This window comes from Pedobacter rhodius (genome assembly GCF_027213645.1).
GTDB classification, from domain to species: domain Bacteria; phylum Bacteroidota; class Bacteroidia; order Sphingobacteriales; family Sphingobacteriaceae; genus Pedobacter; species Pedobacter rhodius.
Genome location: NZ_JAPWGL010000007.1, coordinates 1 through 19,165, shown reverse-complemented (window position 1 = coordinate 19,165; position 19,165 = coordinate 1). Strand labels below are relative to the sequence as shown.

Below are 19,165 nucleotides of genomic sequence, written 5' to 3'. Positions count from 1 at the left end.
TGTATCATGATTGATTTACCGGTAGTACCTGCTGTAACTGAAATTAAACGTAAACCGGATTGGTTGCGCGTGAAATTGCCCGTTGGAAAAGAATATGCACAAGTTCGCAGCTTGGTAGATACTCATAAGCTACACACCATTTGTGAAAGCGGTAATTGCCCGAATATGGGCGAATGCTGGGGTGCAGGCACGGCAACTTTCATGATTTTAGGAAACATTTGTACCCGCAGTTGCTCTTTCTGTGCGGTTGCGACAGGCCGCCCTTTAGCTGTAGATGTTGATGAGCCCAACCGCGTTGCAAATTCAGTAAAATTAATGGGCGTTAAACATTGCGTAATTACCTCGGTAGATCGCGATGATTTAAAAGATGGCGGCTCAATAATTTGGGCAGAAACCCTACAAGCCATTCGTAAGGAAAGCCCGGTTACAACTTTAGAAACATTAATCCCGGATTTTAAAGGCCAGTGGGATAATTTATACCGGGTTTTGGAAGAACGTCCGGAAGTGGTTTCACACAATATGGAAACCGTTAAGCGTTTAACCAGACAAGTGCGCATTCAGGCTAAATACGATAGAAGTTTAGAAGCTTTGAAAAGAATTTCTGAATTTGGATTGAGGACGAAAACCGGTATCATGCTGGGCTTAGGCGAAACTGAAGACGATATTTTTGAAGCCATGGATGATTTGGTTTCAAATGGTGTTCATATTTTAACTTTAGGTCAGTATCTACAGCCTACCCGTAACCATCATCCTGTTGTAGATTGGATCCATCCTGATACCTTTGCCATGTATAAAGAAGTTGGCCTGGCAAAAGGGCTAAAATATGTAGAAAGCGGACCGCTGGTTCGTTCCTCTTACCACGCGGAAAAGCATCTTTTCCCGATAGAAGGAATTGCGTAACGATGAGTTTGTTGCTTCAATAGTCATTGACTCATCCTAATCAATAACGGGTAATGAACAGCGAATAGTTAACCAAAAAAATTCAAAATATTTTAAAAATCGCATTCCTGAATGGAATAGGTTTCTAAAACATTTTTTTGCTTTATGTGTTGAAGATTGTATCTTAGTAACCAATAGTGACTGCATTAAAAAAATTAACCCTAACCGAGCCTGAACTTGTTTTGGCATTGCAATCGAAAGATCCTGCAGTACTGAAGACATTATACAGCATGTATTCGTCAGCTCTGTATGGCGTTATATCCAGAATTATTACGCATACTGAACTCGCCGAAGATGTTTTACAAGAAACCTTTGTTAAAATCTGGCAATCCGCAACGCACTATGATAATACGAAGGGCAGGTTATTTACATGGATGATGAATATTGCCCGCAATCTTTCTATCGATAAGCTTCGATCTAAAGATTTTAAGAATTCACTCAAAAACCAAGATATAGAAAATAACGTAAGTTTTGTTGATGAACAAAATAAGGTAACTTTTAACCCTGATGTTATGGGCGTAAAGCAACTTGTTGAGAATCTGAAACCTGATTTGCAGTCTGTTCTCAATTTAGTTTATTACAAAGGTTATACACATGTAGAAGCCGCAGAGAAGTTAGATTTGCCATTGGGAACGGTTAAAACCCGAATACGATTGGCTATTATAGAATTGAGAAGAAGTTTTAATTGAGCGTGGAAAATTTAAAAGCATATATAGAATCTGGAGTACTTGAATTGTACGTTCTAGGTGATTTATCACCGGAGGAAGCGTTGCATGTAGAGGAAATGGCAGCTCAGTACCCTGAGGTAGTAGCTGAAATAGCTGCAATCGAGCAGGCTATGGAGCAATATGCGATGCAAAATGCTGTAGAGCCATCTGCAGATGTAGAAACCAGATTATTTGAAAAACTGGGTATTCGTGACGAGTATGAAATCGAAACTGTTTCTATGCCACCCGTTTATACAGAAGAACCAAAAATCGTAAGGTTAGATGGTAGCGATGGTAAAGTGAGAACTTTAAGATATGCTTTAGTTGCTTGTGTTGCCTTATTAATTTTAAGTACTGCAGCATTATTTATCACTTATAATAAATTAAATGATGCACATGATCAAATTGCAAGTTTAAATTTAGATAAGCAAAAATTTGCCGGAGTTGTCAGACAATTAGAGTTTGATAATAAGGGCTTAGATAATATGGTTGCTATGAACGATAGCAAAGAATGGGCAACCATTCGCATGGCAGGTCAGGCTTTTAGTCCCAAATCCAAAATGAATGTATATTGGAATAAAAAAGACAAAACCGTTCTGATTAACTATGTGGCCATGAATCTGCCAAAAACAGATGCTGAGCATGAATATCAGCTTTGGGCCTTGGTTAACGGAAAACCGGTAAGTTTGGGTGTTTTTGGCAAACTGGATTCAACTTCAAATGAAGCTTTACAGAAAATGCAAACCATACAAGAGGCACAGGCTTTTGCAGTAACATTGGAACCAATGGGCGGAAGTGTTAATCCGACCATGGAAAAGTTAACGGTAATGGGTGGTGTTTAATTGAAGCATTTACAAAATATATAAATCCCGGCAACTATCATTGCCGGGATTTTTTATTTGTATTGAAATTTGCCGGATACTATTTTCGAAAAGCGGGTATTGCTATTCATTAATTCATTTTGCCAGTTGGCTTTTCAGCCAGCGAAGCCTGCCTGCCACAGGCACAATATGATCAAATTAAGGACATTGATCGCAGGCAGTCAATCTTTCATGCTAAAGGCTATTTTTTTATCCAATAAATAAAAAATTACATCAGGTGCTTAATTTCGACTGGAATTTGTTTCGCAACCTGCGACGCGCTGACGACAATTTTATCCATTGCCAAATTATCACCAGCTTTGCCATGAATATAACAGGCTAAAATTGCAGCATCGGTTGAGGCGTATTTTTGAGCGAGAAAAGCGGCAATTATGCCGGTTAAAACATCGCCCATCCCACCCTGAGCCATTGCCGGATTACCAGTAGGATTGATGTAAATTCGACCTTTTGGAACGCAGATAAAAGTAAATTGATTTTTAAGCATAATAACAATTTTTAGCTGTTGCGCTTTTACTTTAGCCGTCTGAAGCCTGTCCCACCAATTCTGATGTTCTCCAAATAACCTGTCAAACTCTTTCATGTGGGGTGTAAGAATAGAATTTTCTGGCAATTTATCAATTAAATCGGGTCTTTCGCTGAGCATATTTAATGCGTCTGCATCAATAACCAAAGGTTGATTATCAAATATTAAATTTTCCAATAATTTTTCATGCGCCGCAGAAAGCCCTAAACCCGGACCAATCGCAATGGCCTGATATTTAGCCGGATTATCTACTTTCCTATACTCATCTCGAGGTAGGGCAATTACTTCGGGCAATGTAGTATTCAGCGCTATCAACCCACTTTGAGGAATACAAGCTGTGGTTAATCCCGCGCCGGTATATAAACAGGACATCGAGGAAAGCAAAGCCGCACCCATTGTATTGGTATTTCCCGCAATAATTAAGGCATGTCCGTAGGTCCCTTTATGACTAAATAATTTTCTTGGTTTAAGCATATGCCGGATATCACTTTCTTCTATCAAAAAAAAGTCTGAATCCTGGTTTTGAATAAAATTTTCATCCAGGCCAATAGCGACAACTTCGTGTTTTTCAGTCGCCAGAGCAGATTCCGGAAAGAAAAAATTAATTTTTGGCCGTTGAAAACAGATGGTTTTATAGGCTTTTATTCCATTATAATCTGAAGGAATTTCACCTTCAGCCGGGAAACCTGTCGGCACATCAACGGCATAAACTTTCTTATTTAACTTATTAATGTATTTTACCAAATCAGCGTAATCGCTAGTTAGAGGTTTATTCAAACCGGAACCTAAAATCGCATCTATTATAATATCGGTTTTTATGTTTTTTAAATCCGCAGCCTTATTGATTATTGTTTTTCTATAACGCGATTCATCCAGTCGTTGCCTATTGATGGCAAAATCATCACTTTGCTTATCACTGAAATTGACAATATAAATCTTAATATTTTCGTAGCCATTATGTAGGAGCAAATAAGCAATTGCCAGACCATCACCGCCATTGTTTCCCTTACCACAAAAAATTGCAATGTTTTTTGTTGAATCAAATTCGTCTCTCAAAAAGCTTTGAACAAATGCACGGGCGGCTTTTTCCATCAAGTCAATTGAAGCAATAGGTTTATTTGCGATGGTAAATTCATCCGTCCTGCGCATTTGAGCAGAAGTAAGCAGTGTTTGCATATTACGAAGATAGCGTTATACATTACAAATGCGAAAGATAGATTTTTGTTTGAATTAAGGTTATAAGACATAGTAAAAATTACGCCATCCGTTATTTGGAAACATCTGAAATTAATCTTTACATATCCTGAAACGTATTTATTTAAAAGGCATTTAATACAATAAATTGGGCTAAATTAATGTGAAAATGAACGTTTTGCGCTTTTGGCGGCTTGCTTGCCCTGCTGTGCGCTAAAGCCTCGCTGAAAAAGCTTCGGGCTATCGCTGCCATCAGGTTTATAAACAAAGTTTCTGCACCATGCAAATCGTTAAAATAGAAAGCAGTTCTGCACAATTAGCCCCGTCTGCCTGCGGTAGACAGCGTTGCGGCACGGAGCAACAGCCATTTCGGCTGTTTAGCGGAGTAAAGCGTAAAACGGGAACAAATTTAGTTTTTGCACAGCGCTGCTAAAAAGTTTGAATATTGGCATTCAGTTATGTGCCTGATAAATAAATAATTTAATCGGATTATACCTTTTCAGATGCTGCAGCGTTTTGTATTGAAATTAAATTAAACTCTAATCAAATGAATCAAAAACCATCAAATGCATTCGTGGCAGCAGCCTGGATTGCATTAGGCATCGGAATGATAGGCTTTATTGTAGGCCTTTGGCGTTCTGATATGCTTTTAAATGAAAAAGGATATTATTTTACGGTATTGATGTTTGGTCTTTTCGCTGTAATATCATTACAAAAAGCTGTTCGTGATAAATTAGAAGGAATTCCTGTAACCGAAATTTATTATGGTATTAGCTGGTTTTCAACTTTGTTAACCATTACCTTATTAGTTATTGGTTTGTGGAATGCCACACTTTTACCGAGCGAGAAAGGTTTTTATGCCTTTGCCTTTTTACTATCCCTTTTTGGTGCCATTACGGTACAGAAAAACACGAGAGACAGTCAGATTTTTAACAAAAATCAGGATTTAAGTTAAATCCTTTACAAACCCGGGAGCTAAAAACTACCGGGTTTTTTATTGATTAAGCCGTTTAATCATCAATCTGAGCGCGTCGAAAATCCACAACTAAAACATTTCGGCAAGCTCAATGTGACATTACCTTAAGAACAGCTCTATTTTTAGCATCATTTTTAAATCGAACTTATACGTATTAAAAAGAATAAAAATTGTTACATTAAACAACCAAACCGAATAATAGATAATCATTCCGGGCAGATTAATTATTTTATTTATTTTTAAGTTTAACCTTTAAGATGGCACAAACAGATGGCTTGAAAAAGACACTTACGCCCTTTATGCTATGGGGTTTAGGCGTTGGCTATGTAATTTCTGGTATGTATTTCGGCTGGAACCTCGGCCTTGAAAAAGGCGGGACACTAGGCATGGCCATTGCAACGGTTGTAATCATGGTGATGTATGTTACCTTCAGTTTCAGCTATGCAGAATTGGCCTGCGCCATTCCGAAAGCCGGGGGTGTTTTTGATTATGCGAACAAAGCTTTGGGTAAAAACATAGGTTTTATAGCCGGCATTGCACAAATGGTGGAGTTTATTTTTGCGCCACCAGCGATTGCCTTTGCAATTGGTGCTTACTTCAACGCTTTTTTCCCACAAGTACCGATTCTTACCAGTGCGATAGCGGTTTATTTTATATTTACGACCTTGAATATTTATGGTATAAAAGCAGCTGCCTCCTTTGAAGTTATCATTACTGTTTTAGCTGTTGGCGAGTTACTTTTATTCTCAGGCATTACCTTACCTAAATTTCGCGCTGAAAACCTGGTTCGCCATAATTTCCCCAATGGCTGGAGTGGCGTTTTTGCGGCTATTCCTTTTGCCATCTGGTTTTTTCTGGGAATTGAAGGCGTAGCCAATGTTGCCGAAGAGACAAAAAATCCGCAGAAAGACCTTAGCAAAGGTTTTGGATGGGCAATTTTTACATTAGTTATGCTTTGTGTTTTAGTGTTCATTTCTACAATTGGAATTAGCGGTTGGGAAGCAATCGTTTTTAAAAATGGTAAATCGGGCGAAACCTCGGATTCGCCTTTGCCATTAGCGCTTTCGATGATAACCGGCGATAACCATTTAATGTATCATTTACTAATTACTGTCGGTTTGTTTGGCTTAATTGCCTCTTTCCATGGTTTAGTTTTAGCGGCCGGCCGTTCTACTTATGAAATGGGTCGGACAAAAAGTATTCCTGCCATTTTAGGAAAAATATCTCCTAAATTTCAAACACCCGCAAACGCTCTGATGGGAAATATGGTAATTGGTGTTATTGCTTTATTATCAGGCAAAACAGCCGAAATAATTATCATTTCCGTATTCGGCGCATTAACTTTATACATCATCTCCATGATTTCGGTAATCGTTTTACGCAAGCGTGAACCCGAAATGAGCAGGCCTTTTAAAGTTCGTTTTTACCCGCTTTTTCCAATAGTTGCTTTGATAATTGCATGCGTTTCTTTCATCGCAATGCTGATTTATAATCTTAAATTAGGCTTAATATTTTCGGGCATTGTTTTAGGCATATTTCTTCTATACAAAATTTTTAAAAAGGCAGCTAAATGAATACAACCAAAGAAATTCTGGATTATGTTAAAAACCATTCCTCGGGAAAAGTTAAAGTTGCCGTTGCCGATATTGATGGTGTTTTAAGAGGGAAATACATCGCCGCCGAAAAATTCGCTTCATTATTGGAAGGAAGATTAGGCTTTTGTGACGTTACTTTCGGTTGGGATGCCGGCGATGTGGCGTACGAAAATGGAAAATATACCGGTTGGCATACAGGTTATCCTGATGCGCAGGTTAAAATTGACATTTCAACATTCCGTAAAATTCCATGGGAAAATGACGTTCCTTTTTTCTTAGGCGATTTTATTGATGATAAGGATGTTGCCAATTATGTTTGTCCCAGGCAATTACTCAAAAAATTAATTACCGAATCTGAAGGCCTGGGGTTTTCTCCATTTTTCGCTCAGGAATTTGAATGGTTTAATTTTTCTGAAACCCCCGAATCAGTTCAGGAAAAAGGTTTCAGCAACTTAAAACCCTTAACACCGGGCATGTTTGGTTATTCTATTTTGAGGAGTACTTTGAAAAATGAGTTCATGAATGATTTATTCGGGTTACTTAACAAATTCAACATTCCGATTGAGGGCTTGCATACTGAAACCGGACCGGGTGTTTATGAGGCTGCAATAATGTACGCACCCATTTTAGAAGCAGCCGACCGGGCCATTTTATTTAAAACGTCCGTTAAGGAAATTGCTTACAAACACGGCATATTAGCCACGTTTATGGCTAAGTTTAACGAAAATTTACCGGGATGCAGCGGACATGTTCACCAGAGCTTGTGGGATAAAAATAATAAGACCAATCTTTTTTATGACGAAAGAGACAATAATAAAATGAGTAAAACGATGAAAAGTTACATCGCTGGTCAGCTGCATTGTTTGCCACACATTTTACCAATGATTGCTCCAACAATCAACAGTTACAAGCGTTTGGTGGAGGGTGCATGGGCACCTACAACGGTTACCTGGGCTATAGACAATCGAACGACAGCTTTACGCGCACTTCCGGGAAGTAAAAAAGCAACACGCTTAGAAACCCGGATTGTAGGCTCTGACACCAATCCTTATCTCGCAATTTCAGCGTGTTTGGCGGCAGGAATGTATGGTGTAAAAAATAAATTGAAGCTGGAACAACCCGCCACAAAAGGCAATGGTTATACCGATTTATCAAACGGTGTGCTATCCCGAAATTTGTTCGAGGCCACGCAAAAAATGAAAAATTCAGATTTAGCCAAAGAACTTTTAGGGGCAGATTTTGTAAATCATTTTACGATGACCCGCGAATGGGAATGTAAGCAGTATGCAAAGGTGGTAACGGATTGGGAATTAAAAAGGTATTTGGAAATAATATAATTTAATTAATCGCCTGAAAACCTTAGAAAACCTTAGTTGGGTTTTTATTTCAAGGTTATCGTCATCCGATAGCTATCAAATCAGCAAGACGATACCGTTAAAATAAAAAATAAAACCTTAGGTGTTTAAGGTGGTTAGAAAATAGATAAACCTGATACTTTGAAACTGCCTGAAGGGTAGTTCTTCGACAGGTTAGAATGACAATTGTAAAAACACCTCCCTTTAGATGTTCTTAAATGTCTAAGGAGGTACAAATAAAAATTTGTATGCTATTCGACAAAATCCATCAGTTTAATTTCCCGACAACCATTCGTTTTGGTGCAGGTGCGGTAAAAGAATTACCCGCTTATCTTCAAAAAAATAATTTAAAAGCACCATTAATTGTAACCGACCCAACCATTGCGCAATTACCATTTTTTAAACGAATTGTTGAAGATTTAAAGGCGAAAAACATTTTAGTAGAGGTTTTCAGCAACATTCATAAAAATCCGGTAAAAAGCGATGTTTATAAAGGTGGCGATGCCTGGGATGCAAAAAATCGAGATAGTATTATTGGCATTGGCGGCGGTGCAGCTTTGGATGTTGCCCGTGCCATTGTGCTTCGGGTAAATCATCGCGAAGATTTATTTAAATATGATGACTTAATTGGGGGTGATGTCTACGTAACAAATGATGTTCCTCATTTTATCACCATTCCAACCACTTCAGGAACGGGTAGCGAAGTTGGTCGTAGTGCAATAATTGCCGATGACGAGACCCATCAGAAAAAGATTCTTTTCTCACCGAAACTGATGGCAAAAATCGTGTTTGCCGACCCGGAACTAACCATGGATTTACCGCCGTTCATCACTGCGGCAACTGGAATGGATGCATTAACACATAACATGGAAGCTTACCTGGCAAAAAACTTCCACCCGATGTGCGATGGAATTGCTTTGGAAGGTATTTCATTAATTAAAGATTCTTTGGAACGGGCAACCAACAATCCTGATTTGGAAAGTCGCAGTAAAATGCTGATGGCTTCGATGATGGGTGCAATCGCTTTCCAAAAAGGTTTAGGTGTGGTACATTCATTGGCCCACCCGCTGTCTTCACTTTTAGATACACACCATGGCCTGGCCAATGCAGTAAATATCCCCTATGGCATGCAGTTTAACATCGCAGGTTTCGAAGACCGTTTCCGTAAAATTGCCCGAACTTTAGAATTGAAAGATGAAACCGGCGATGCTGTTGTAAAATACCTTTTTGATTTAAACACCAAAGTTCATATTCCGCATAAATTGACTGCTATTGGTGTTAAAAAAGAACATATAGAAACACTTGCTGATTTGGCTTTCGCGGATTTTGCGCACCCGAATAATCCAAAACCGGTAAGCAGGGCAGATTTTAAACAATTGTATTTAAGTGCCCTTTAATCAGGGTTAAATTGATTATGGGATTTTAGGATTATCCTTCTATGATTTCAGCGTTTCCGTGACAAAAAATAGAATCAGTGTAGTCAAATAATCCCGAAGGAAAAAGTAGTGTAATTAATTAAATATGTCTGATAGAATAATCATAGGCGTTACCGATTGCAGCAAATTCGACATTTACAGCAACTGGGTTTTATCCTGCAATGAAAATGTAGAAGTTATTCAGCTGGGCTATAAATTGAATAATTTTGAAGCGATTAAAAAATGTCATGGCATCGTATTAACTGGTGGCGAAGATGTTCATCCGAAATTTTATAAGCTGCCCGAATATTATCCTTATTGTTATGATGATGATGTAGATGAGCAACGCGATGAATTTGAATTTAAGGTTTTAGAATATACTGAGAAAAATGAAATTCCGGTATTAGGCATTTGCCGCGGCATGCAGGTTGGCAACGTATTTTTCGGTGGAACTTTAATTCCAGATATCCCAACCTGGGGAAAATTCGATCACTCGAAAATGCCTGATAAAATCGACCGCTATCATGAAATTATTGTCAATCCATCTTCGTGGCTGAACAGAATCGTAAACACAGATAAAGGTCTGGTTAACAGCAATCACCATCAAAGTACAGATAGAACAGGTAAAGGATTGGTTGTTAGCGCAGTTTCGCCAGATGGCATTACTGAGGCAATGGAAAGGCTTAATCCAACAGGAAAATCGTTCCTTTTATTTATACAGTGGCACCCGGAAAGACTAAAAGATCAGCAAAGTCCGTTCAGCAAAAATTTACATGAGGCGTTTATTAATGCAATCAAAACCAGGATTGACGGATTACAGGATTTTAAGCGTTAAAAATGAGTGTAATCAAATAATCTGTGTAATCATTCCGAAGGTAATCTATTATAATTAATTGACAATATGCAAATCATCAATCCGGCAACCGAAGAAATTATTTCCACTTTAGAAGAAGATAATCGGGCTTCGCTTCAAACCAAATTTGAAAAATTAAAACAGGCTCAGCCGGCGTGGGCTGGAAAATCTCTTCGGGATAGAGCAAGCATTCTTTCCACTTTCAACGAATTGTTAGAAACTGAAATCGAGAATTTAGCACAGGTTTTAACGAGCGAAGTTGGCAAGCCTCTGCAACAATCCCGTAACGAAATTAACGGAGCGAGCGCGAGAATTAAATGGATGTTGGGCAATGCGGAAAAGTATCTCACAGATGAGGTAATGGTTGATGAACCCGGCTTAAAAGAAATTATTAAATACGAGCCTTTGGGTGTAGTCTGCAATATTTCAGCCTGGAATTATCCTTATCTGGTTGGTGTAAATGTGTTTATTCCGGCCTTGTTAAGTGGTAATGCAGTGGTGTACAAACCTTCAGAATATGCAAGTTTAACAGGTTTGCAAATTGAGAAGTTACTGAAAAAAGCTGGTATTCCAGATGAAATTTTTCAGGTAGCCATCGGTGCAAAAGAAACAGGTGCTGCATTATTAGAAATGAATTTCGATGGATATTTTTTCACAGGCTCATACAAAACCGGAAAATATATTTACGAAAAAGTGGCCTCTAAAATGGTTCCTTGTCAGCTGGAACTGGGTGGAAAAGACCCTTTATATATTGCAGAAGATGTTGCCGATGTTGCTAATGCAGCAATCGGAACAGCCGATGGTGCTTTCTATAACAACGGGCAAAGCTGTTGTTCGGTCGAACGGATTTATGTTCACGAAAAGAATTATGATGATTACCTGAAAGCCTTTGTTAGCGAAGTTCAGAGTTGGAAAAGTGGCTTACCGACAACAGATGGGGTTTACCTCGGTTCCTTAACCAGAAAAGACCAGCTAATTGTTTTAGAAAATCAAGTTAAGGATGCACTGAATAAAGGCGCAAAACTTTTATGTGGCGGTAAAGCGGTTGAGGGCAAAGGTTACTTTTTTGAACCTACCATTTTAACTGATGTAACCAACGATATGTTGGTCATGCAGGAAGAAAGCTTTGGCCCGATTATCGGTATCATGAAAGTTAAAGATGATGAAGAGGCATTGAAAATGATGCAGGACACGGATTATGGTTTAACGGCATCGGTTTATACGTCGGAGCAAAGCCGGGCAGAGAAAATTTTAAGTCAGCTGGATTCGGGCTCAGGCTATTGGAATTGTTGCGACCGCGTCAGCGCAGCTTTGCCATGGAGCGGACGCAAGTATTCGGGCATAGGCGCCACACTTTCCCACCAGGGTATGAGGGCTTTTACTAAACCAAAAGGTTATCATTTGAGGGGATAAACCATAATTGTACTTAATAATATCCTTTGTAAAATCTTTTTTAATAAATTGCGGATGAATACGTATTCGGTTCATTCGCAATTTATATTTAATGAAGAAATTAGTCCTGATTATCTCTGCCTGCATTTTTGCAGCCAATTCATACGCTCAAACCTTAGTAAACGAAACTGAAATCGGCGATGCCGAAAGTGCAGTTTCATCGGCACAAATCGCCATCATTCCTGAGCCTGTTTCCTTAATGAAAAAGGCCGGAATATTTACTTTGCCCGAAAATATCAGTATTCAAACCTCAAAAAATGAAGGTTTAAAACAATCGGTAGCTTTATTATCTGAGCGAATTGAACGAGCGACCGGTAAATTTGTAAGTTCAGTTACCACTGCAAATCACCCGACAATAAAATTTATCTTAAATAACCAAGATGATGCCCAATTAGGCGCAGAGGGATATAAATTAAATGTAAATCCGACTCAAATTGTAATTACTGCTAATAAACCTGCTGGTATTTTTTGGGGCGTTCAATCGTTGATTCAACTTTTCCCTGCTGAAATTGAAAGTAAGGAAGTGGTTGCTAATGTAAAATGGAAAATTCCTTGCGTTGATGTTGTTGATTTTCCAAAATTAGGCTGGCGAGGCTTAATGTTCGATGTTGCACGCCACTTTTTTACCAAAGATGAAGTGAAACAGTTTATTGATAACATGGTTCGTTATAAATTCAATCTTTTACACTTCCATTTAACTGATGACGAGGGCTGGAGACTTGAAATTAAAGGCTTACCAAAACTAACTGAAGTTGGCGCCTGGAATGTTAAAAAAACAGGAACATTTGGCGATTTTATTCCGCCAGCAGCTGATGAACCTCGCACTTACGGCGGTTTTTATACACAAGAAGATATTAAAGAACTGGTACAATATGCACAAGAACGCTTTGTAAATATTTTGCCCGAAATTGATGTTCCCGGCCATAGTTTAGCGGCCATTGCATCTTATCCGGAGTTATCCTGTACACCCGATGCCGTGAATTATAAGGTACGTTCCGGTGAAAAAATTATGGACTGGAGTCGTGGGGCACCGCCAACGGCCCTAGTTGATAATACGCTTTGCCCGGCTAATGAAAAGGTTTACGTTTTTCTGGATTCGGTGATTACCCAGGTAGCCAAACTTTTCCCTTTCGAGTATATTCACATGGGTGGCGATGAGGCTCCACATAACTTCTGGGAAAAGAACGAGCAGGTTAAAGCATTAATGCAACGTGAGGGTTTGAAAACCATTCCCCAGGTTCAGGCCTATTTTGAAAAACGCGTTGAACAAATTGTAATTGCAAAAGGCAAAAAATTTATGGGTTGGGATGAAATTTTAGAAGGCGGTGTTTCGCCAACTGCCTCGGTTATGAGCTGGAGGGGTATAAAATATGGTATCGATGCCTCAAAGGAAAAGCATAATGTGGTCATGAGTCCGACAGATTTTGCTTACCTGGATTATATGCAGGCCGATGCCATTACCGAACCAAGGGTTTATGCATCGTTGAGGTTGAACAAAGCTTACCAGTTTAACCCGATTCCGACAGGTGCTGATCCAAAATTTATTATCGGCGGACAAGCAAACCTATGGACGGAGCAGATTTTCACTTTCCGCCAGGTACAATATATGCTTTGGCCACGTGCTTTTGCCATTTCAGAATCTGTTTGGAGCCCGATAGAAAAGAAAAACTGGACTAATTTTGTCGACAGAACCGAACAGCATTTCAAGCGTTTGGATTTAGCTGAAATAAAATATGCTCCGGCAATATACGACCCCATTATTAATGTAAAACGTTCACCAGACAGACAATTAATGATTGAGCTAACACCTGAAATTGACGGCTTAGACATTTACTACAGTTTCGACAATTCAACGCCAGACCGTTTCTACCCAAAATACAGCACAACTTTAGTTCCGCCAAAAGATGCCAGCATGTTACGCATTATTACTTATCGTGGTAAGCAGCCAATCGGCAGGTTAATTAGCATTCCGGTTGCAGATTTGCAGAAAAGAGCAAGGTAATGGGTAAAGAAATTGAACGAAAATTTCTCATAAACTACCCGGAATGGGAAAGGCTAGTCAAACCTTTTGGCAAACAGTTAAGACAAGGTTACATCTTAACCAACCCAGATAAAACCATTCGCATAAGAGTTGCTGATGCTAAAGGCTGGTTAACCATAAAAGGTATTTCAACTGGTGCAACAAGATTGGAATATGAATATGAAATCCCGTTAGAAGAAGCGATTGAATTACTCGATAATTTTTCGGAAAATGAACTCGAAAAAACCAGGTATGAAATCAACTTCGAAGGAAAACTTTGGGAAGTAGATGTATTTTCAGGGGATAATGATGGTTTAATTGTTGCTGAAATCGAATTAGCATCTGAAGATGAACAATTCGAATTGCCAGATTGGATTGCCGAAGAAGTTACGCATGAAAAGAAATACTACAATTCTAATTTAACAAAGCATCCTTTTAAAGATTGGGATTGATATATGGCGGAAAGCTTTTTTAAACAATTAGTTTGCGCTCGTTTGTAACGAGTTCCAGCTTGCGCATAAATAAATCTGCGATTACATCGCTTATAAATTAATGACCCAGCTTGCGCTCGTTTGTAACGAACGCATAAATAGATTTGCGATTATATCGCTTATAATTTAATAAATAACGACTATGACACGAAACTACTCGACAGACCAATTACAAGCCCATTTCCTTCTTCAAGAACTTCCCGGTCAAACTAATCGGGTTTTGAACCAACCCTTCAGGTGTTCCTTCAAATAAAATTCTGCCACCACCTGCACCACCTTCTTCACCCAAATCAATAACCCAATCGGCCACTTTAACCACATCTAAATTGTGTTCGATTACCAAAATCGTATTGCCCTTATCTACCAGTTCCTGCAATACACCTAAAAGCACATTGATATCTTCAAAATGTAAACCAGTTGTAGGTTCATCCAAAATATAGAAGGTTTTACCCGTATCCTTTTTCGACAGTTCTGTTGCAAGTTTAACCCGTTGTGCTTCTCCGCCTGATAAAGTAACCGAAGATTGGCCCAAAGTGATATAACCTAAACCAACATCTTTTAAGGTTTTTATTTTACGGTAAATAATCGGAATATGCTCAAAGTATACACAGGCATCTTCAATACTCATATCCAGCACATCGCTGATTGATTTTCCGCGATAGCGAACTTCCAATGTTTCGCGGTTATATCTTTTGCCGCCACATTCTTCGCACGGCACCTGAACATCGGGCAGGAAATTCATTTCGATAACCTTCATACCGCCACCCTGACAAGTTTCGCACCGACCACCTTTCACATTGAAAGAAAAGCGACCCGGTTTGTAACCACGGATTTTTGCTTCCGGCAATTGTACAAACAAATTTCTGATATCCGAAAATACGCCGGTATAAGTCGATGGATTTGAACGGGGTGTTCTTCCAATTGGTGCCTGGTCGATTTCGATAACCTTATCAATTTCTTTCAAACCGCTAATTTTCTCATAAGGAAGCGGTGTCTTTTTCGCCCTAAAAAAATGGTGATTTAAAATGGGATATAAGGTTTCGGTAATTAAACTCGATTTACCACTACCGGAAACACCGGTTACAGCAATAAATTTACCTAACGGAAAATCCACAGAAACATCTTTTAAATTATGCCCGCTCGCTTTAATAATCGATAATTTATGTCCATTTCCTTTTCTACGGTTTTTTGGTGTTTCGATACTTTTTTTGCCGTTCAAATAGGCCGCTGTTAACGTATTTGATTTTAAAATCTGTTTTGCTGTTCCTTCAGCAACGACTTGTCCGCCATGGATACCTGCACCTGGACCAACATCAATAACCCAGTCAGCTTCCAGAATCATGTCCTTATCATGCTCTACCACCAAAACAGTGTTACCTAAATCGCGTAGGTTTTTTAAAGCATTTATTAAGCGCTCATTATCGCGTTGATGTAAACCAATGCTCGGCTCATCCAGGATATACATCACATTCATCAGTTGGGAACCAATTTGAGTAGCCAAACGGATACGTTGTGCCTCTCCCCCTGAAAGTGTACGGGCAGTTCTATCTAAAGTTAAATACGTTAAACCAACATCGGTTAAAAAACCGATTCTGGCTTTAATCTCCTTTAAAATTTCTTTGGCGATAATATTCTGACGTTCAGATAATCTTTCATCAACGTTCTCGAACCATTTACGCAGGTTGTTGATGTCCATTGAAGAAAGGTCGAAAATATTCATACCATCAACCTTAAAATGCAGGCTTTCTTTCTTCAACCTTGCACCGTTACATTCAGGACAGGTTTTAAGTTTTCGGAAAGCCTCCATATCATCAACCGCTGCTTCCCCCCTTTTTTCGTTTTGCTCTTCAAGCATCTTAATTATACCATCGAAAGTGATGTTATAATTCTGAACGTTCCATTTATTATATTCTACTTCAACCCTAATTAAATCATGTGTACCATTTAATATGATATTAATTACTTCATCGCTAAGCTTTTCAATCGGTGTTGATAAAGAGAAGTTATATTTTTTTGCAAGCGATTTTAATACCTGAAACATCCAGGTATCACGATATTCACCAAGTGGGGCTAAACCACCATTCAAAATACTCAGCTTTGGATTCGGCATAACTGATTCCTTATCCACAACGAAAATATAGCCTAAACCATCGCAACGCTCGCAGGCACCATAAGGCGAATTAAAGGAAAAGCTGTTTGGCTGAGGTTCATCATAAGAAATCCCTGTTGTAGGGCACATTAAGAACTTACTGAAATGGGCAACATTATTAGCCGCATCGCTAATCTTAATTACACCTTTACCCATTTTCATCGCCGTTTGAAGCGAGTCTAAAAGGCGTTTTTTATCTTTTTCATCTATAATTAAGCGGTCGATAACCACTTCTATATCGTGTATTTTATATCGATCCACCTGCATTTTGGCGGTGATGTCTTTTATTTCGCCATCAACCCGAACTTTAACGTAACCCTGTTTACGTACCTGCTCAAACAATTCCCGATAATGTCCTTTTCTACCCTTTACAATTGGCGCCAAAATATTTACGGCAACACCATCAAACTTTTTAAAAATATTCTGCAAAATCTGGTCTTCGCTCATGCGTTCCATTTTCTCACCGGTATTATACGAATAGGCATCGGCAACACGGGCATAAAGCAAACGCATAAAATCATAAATCTCGGTGATCGTACCAACTGTAGAGCGAGGATTTTTGCTGGTGGTTTTTTGTTCAATAGCAATAACCGGACTTAAACCCGATACCTTATCAACGTCAGGACGTTCCATCCCCCCCATAAACTGGCGGCTGTAAGCGCTGAATGTTTCCATGTAACGGCGTTGGCCTTCCGCATAAATGGTATCAAAAGCCAATGACGATTTTCCGCTACCACTTAAACCGGTGATAACAACCAGCTGGTTACGGGGAAAACTAACATCAATATTCTTTAAATTATGTACCCTTGCTCCGTAAACTTCCACATCTTTTTGCTCACCAAGGTCGATAGATTTATTGCTCATATTTTATAAAAAATTGGGAAGGATTCTGAGCTGAAAAAACCCGAATTCCAATCTGCAAAAATGCTAAAAATTTTATCAAAAAGAAAGTGTAAGTAAATCTGTATTAAGGATTAATTGTCATAATGTCGACTTCTATTTCTAAGGAAACCAGAGGATAAACCGAAGCGCATATACTCATAATGATCCTGAAAATAAATATTATAATTGTCCTCTCCGTAATAGCCTACTGCAGCCATCAAAAACACATTATGCATAAACGGGAAGCTGTAATTAAAATTTATTTCGGCGTTTAATCGCTTGCCTGCATTCCAGCTATTTTTCTCCGGAATTTTATTTACGGCATAGCTTACTTCAGCATTCAGACGCCAGGTTTCTTTTTCTTCTTTATTTAAATTTTTGATTTTTGATTTCTTTTCGATTTCATCATACCGCCTTAACGAGAAATTATAAAGTATTCGTGTAAAACCAAATCCATAATCGAGCGCAGGTTCATAGCGAAACCATTTATACCACTGCAATCCAACCCTATAATTTATAGAAAAGTAACTTCCATCAGATCGAATGGGGTTGAAATGACCAAAACGGTAAGATAATGTAAGGTAATTGGCATTGAAATTACCGGTTAGCGTATTTACCGAACCATTTGCATTTATTGCATCCTGATCCTGACCGTTGGAATGATGGGTAAAAGCTAATTCCGCATATTTATAATTTTCGGGATTTGAATTTAACCTCGCATATAACGCACCGCCCAAACGATAGCTTGGGGTTCTTACACCGGCTGAAAATTCATTTCTAACCCGAACTGTAAAATCTGGTATTATAGCGAATGCTACAGGAGATTTATAACTGCCCAACAGCATATAGGTTGTTGTCAAGCGTCCGTTAATTACATATTTAGTAGGCGCACCAATTTCACCTGCAGGAGAAGTATAAGCTAAATCAGCATTTTCCTTATATAAATGAACATATGCTTTGTTAGCAATTTCTCTTTTAACTGTGAGCGAGTCTTTATCTATGCTTTGTGCAAAAATAAAGGTGCATAATACATTTAGAAATAAAAAAGAGAGAAGGAGTTTTTTCATTATCCAATAAACGCTGTTTGATGGCTATTGGTTTTGATTTTAGAGAAAAGAAATCTAATACATACTTTCCAGGAAGTTCATTAGCCATTGGTTCATTGGATGAGTGTTTTATCTGGGTTAGATGTTTAGTTTTTTAGTTGTTTAGTTTTTTAGTATCCAGAAATGACATCGTCGATAATAAACTCATTAACCACGCTCTCATCTTTTAACTCTGTTAGGTGTTTGGGTATCGTTGCTTGGTATATTACTAAGGTTACTGCAACAGGAGTGCATTTTTAATCGCAAGTTCCATCTAAACTTTACCTCAACGTTAACCGCTAAACCGTTCGGCTTGTGTTTTGGTTTCGTTTTTCGTTTTTTGTCTTCCGTTTTTCGCCTTTCGTTTTTAGTCTTTGGTCTTTAGGCTTTGGTCTTTAGTCTTTTAAACCAAGAACCCCCTGCAGTTGTTAGTGCAAGGGTTTTTGTTAAAGGCCTGTTTTGGTTTTTAAGATTTGGCACCAGCCTCCCTGATAGTTATCGGGAGGGAAGAAAGGGAAAAGCCTGTAAACCAAGAAAACCCTTCAACGTTTCCGTTAAAGGGTTTCTTTTAAGATTTGGCACCGACCTACTCTCCCACGTGTTACCGCAGTACCATCGGCTCTGGTGGGCTTAACTTCTCTGTTCGGA

The 19,165-nt window shown here is 38.7% G+C and carries 14 protein-coding genes and 1 rRNA gene; 11 read left to right on the top strand and 4 right to left on the bottom strand.

Annotated features, from left to right (window positions below):
• Nucleotides 1-6: 6 nt before the first annotated feature.
• The 3 genes from lipA (at nucleotide 7) to O0931_RS19365 (ending at nucleotide 2,488) form a co-directional block, all read left to right on the top strand.
• Nucleotides 7-900: a lipoyl synthase gene (gene lipA, locus O0931_RS19375; protein ID WP_269417146.1), complete on the top strand. Its 894-nt coding sequence runs from the start codon at nucleotides 7-9 to the stop codon at nucleotides 898-900.
• Nucleotides 901-1,076: 176 nt separating this feature from the next.
• Nucleotides 1,077-1,628: an RNA polymerase sigma factor gene (locus O0931_RS19370; protein ID WP_269417145.1), complete on the top strand. Its 552-nt coding sequence runs from the start codon at nucleotides 1,077-1,079 to the stop codon at nucleotides 1,626-1,628.
• Between the two features lie 2 nt (nucleotides 1,629-1,630).
• Nucleotides 1,631-2,488 carry an anti-sigma factor gene (locus tag O0931_RS19365; protein ID WP_269417144.1) on the top strand — a complete coding sequence of 286 codons (858 nt, stop codon included), beginning with the start codon at nucleotides 1,631-1,633 and terminating at the stop codon, nucleotides 2,486-2,488.
• A 247-nt stretch (nucleotides 2,489-2,735) separates the two neighbouring features.
• Here the strand turns inward: O0931_RS19365 and O0931_RS19360 are convergent, their stop codons facing one another.
• The gene (locus O0931_RS19360; protein ID WP_269417143.1) at nucleotides 2,736-4,226 is read right to left on the bottom strand and encodes an NAD(P)H-hydrate dehydratase; all 1,491 of its coding nucleotides are present in this window, start codon (nucleotides 4,224-4,226) and stop codon (nucleotides 2,736-2,738) included.
• Nucleotides 4,227-4,791: 565 nt separating this feature from the next.
• Here O0931_RS19360 and yiaA point away from each other — a divergent pair.
• From yiaA to O0931_RS19320, 8 genes are all read left to right on the top strand, one after another.
• Nucleotides 4,792-5,199, top strand: a complete 408-nt coding sequence (gene yiaA / locus O0931_RS19355) for an inner membrane protein YiaA (RefSeq protein WP_269417142.1) — start codon at nucleotides 4,792-4,794, stop codon at nucleotides 5,197-5,199.
• A 278-nt stretch (nucleotides 5,200-5,477) separates the two neighbouring features.
• Nucleotides 5,478-6,794, top strand: coding sequence for an ethanolamine permease (eat, locus tag O0931_RS19350; RefSeq protein ID WP_269417141.1), 1,317 nt, complete (start codon nucleotides 5,478-5,480; stop codon nucleotides 6,792-6,794).
• The gene (locus tag O0931_RS19345; RefSeq protein ID WP_269417140.1) at nucleotides 6,791-8,152 is read left to right on the top strand and encodes a glutamine synthetase family protein; all 1,362 of its coding nucleotides are present in this window, start codon (nucleotides 6,791-6,793) and stop codon (nucleotides 8,150-8,152) included. The genes eat and O0931_RS19345 overlap by 4 nt, the downstream gene beginning before the upstream one ends.
• Before the next feature lie 266 nt (nucleotides 8,153-8,418).
• Nucleotides 8,419-9,567 carry an iron-containing alcohol dehydrogenase gene (locus O0931_RS19340; RefSeq protein WP_269417139.1) on the top strand — a complete coding sequence of 383 codons (1,149 nt, stop codon included), beginning with the start codon at nucleotides 8,419-8,421 and terminating at the stop codon, nucleotides 9,565-9,567.
• A gap of 124 nt (nucleotides 9,568-9,691) precedes the next feature.
• Complete coding sequence (locus O0931_RS19335) at nucleotides 9,692-10,420, top strand: gamma-glutamyl-gamma-aminobutyrate hydrolase family protein (RefSeq protein ID WP_269417138.1); 729 nt, start codon at nucleotides 9,692-9,694, stop codon at nucleotides 10,418-10,420.
• Nucleotides 10,421-10,486: 66 nt separating this feature from the next.
• Complete coding sequence (locus O0931_RS19330) at nucleotides 10,487-11,851, top strand: aldehyde dehydrogenase family protein (RefSeq protein WP_269417137.1); 1,365 nt, start codon at nucleotides 10,487-10,489, stop codon at nucleotides 11,849-11,851.
• A gap of 91 nt (nucleotides 11,852-11,942) precedes the next feature.
• Nucleotides 11,943-13,892 carry a beta-N-acetylhexosaminidase gene (locus O0931_RS19325; RefSeq protein WP_269417136.1) on the top strand — a complete coding sequence of 650 codons (1,950 nt, stop codon included), beginning with the start codon at nucleotides 11,943-11,945 and terminating at the stop codon, nucleotides 13,890-13,892.
• The gene (locus O0931_RS19320) at nucleotides 13,892-14,362 is read left to right on the top strand and encodes a CYTH domain-containing protein (protein WP_269417135.1); all 471 of its coding nucleotides are present in this window, start codon (nucleotides 13,892-13,894) and stop codon (nucleotides 14,360-14,362) included. Before O0931_RS19325 ends, O0931_RS19320 begins: the two co-directional genes overlap by 1 nt.
• 208 nt (nucleotides 14,363-14,570) lie before the next feature.
• Here O0931_RS19320 and uvrA read toward each other — a convergent pair whose 3' ends face one another.
• From uvrA to rrf, 3 genes are all read right to left on the bottom strand, one after another.
• A complete protein-coding gene (gene uvrA / locus O0931_RS19315) occupies nucleotides 14,571-17,414 on the bottom strand; it encodes an excinuclease ABC subunit UvrA (RefSeq protein WP_269417134.1) in 2,844 nt (947 codons plus the stop codon).
• Nucleotides 17,415-17,524: 110 nt separating this feature from the next.
• Complete coding sequence (locus tag O0931_RS19310; RefSeq protein ID WP_269417133.1) at nucleotides 17,525-18,499, bottom strand: hypothetical protein; 975 nt, start codon at nucleotides 18,497-18,499, stop codon at nucleotides 17,525-17,527.
• 591 nt (nucleotides 18,500-19,090) lie between these two features.
• Nucleotides 19,091-19,165 (bottom strand): 5S ribosomal RNA (gene rrf / locus O0931_RS20195); the annotation flags it as partial.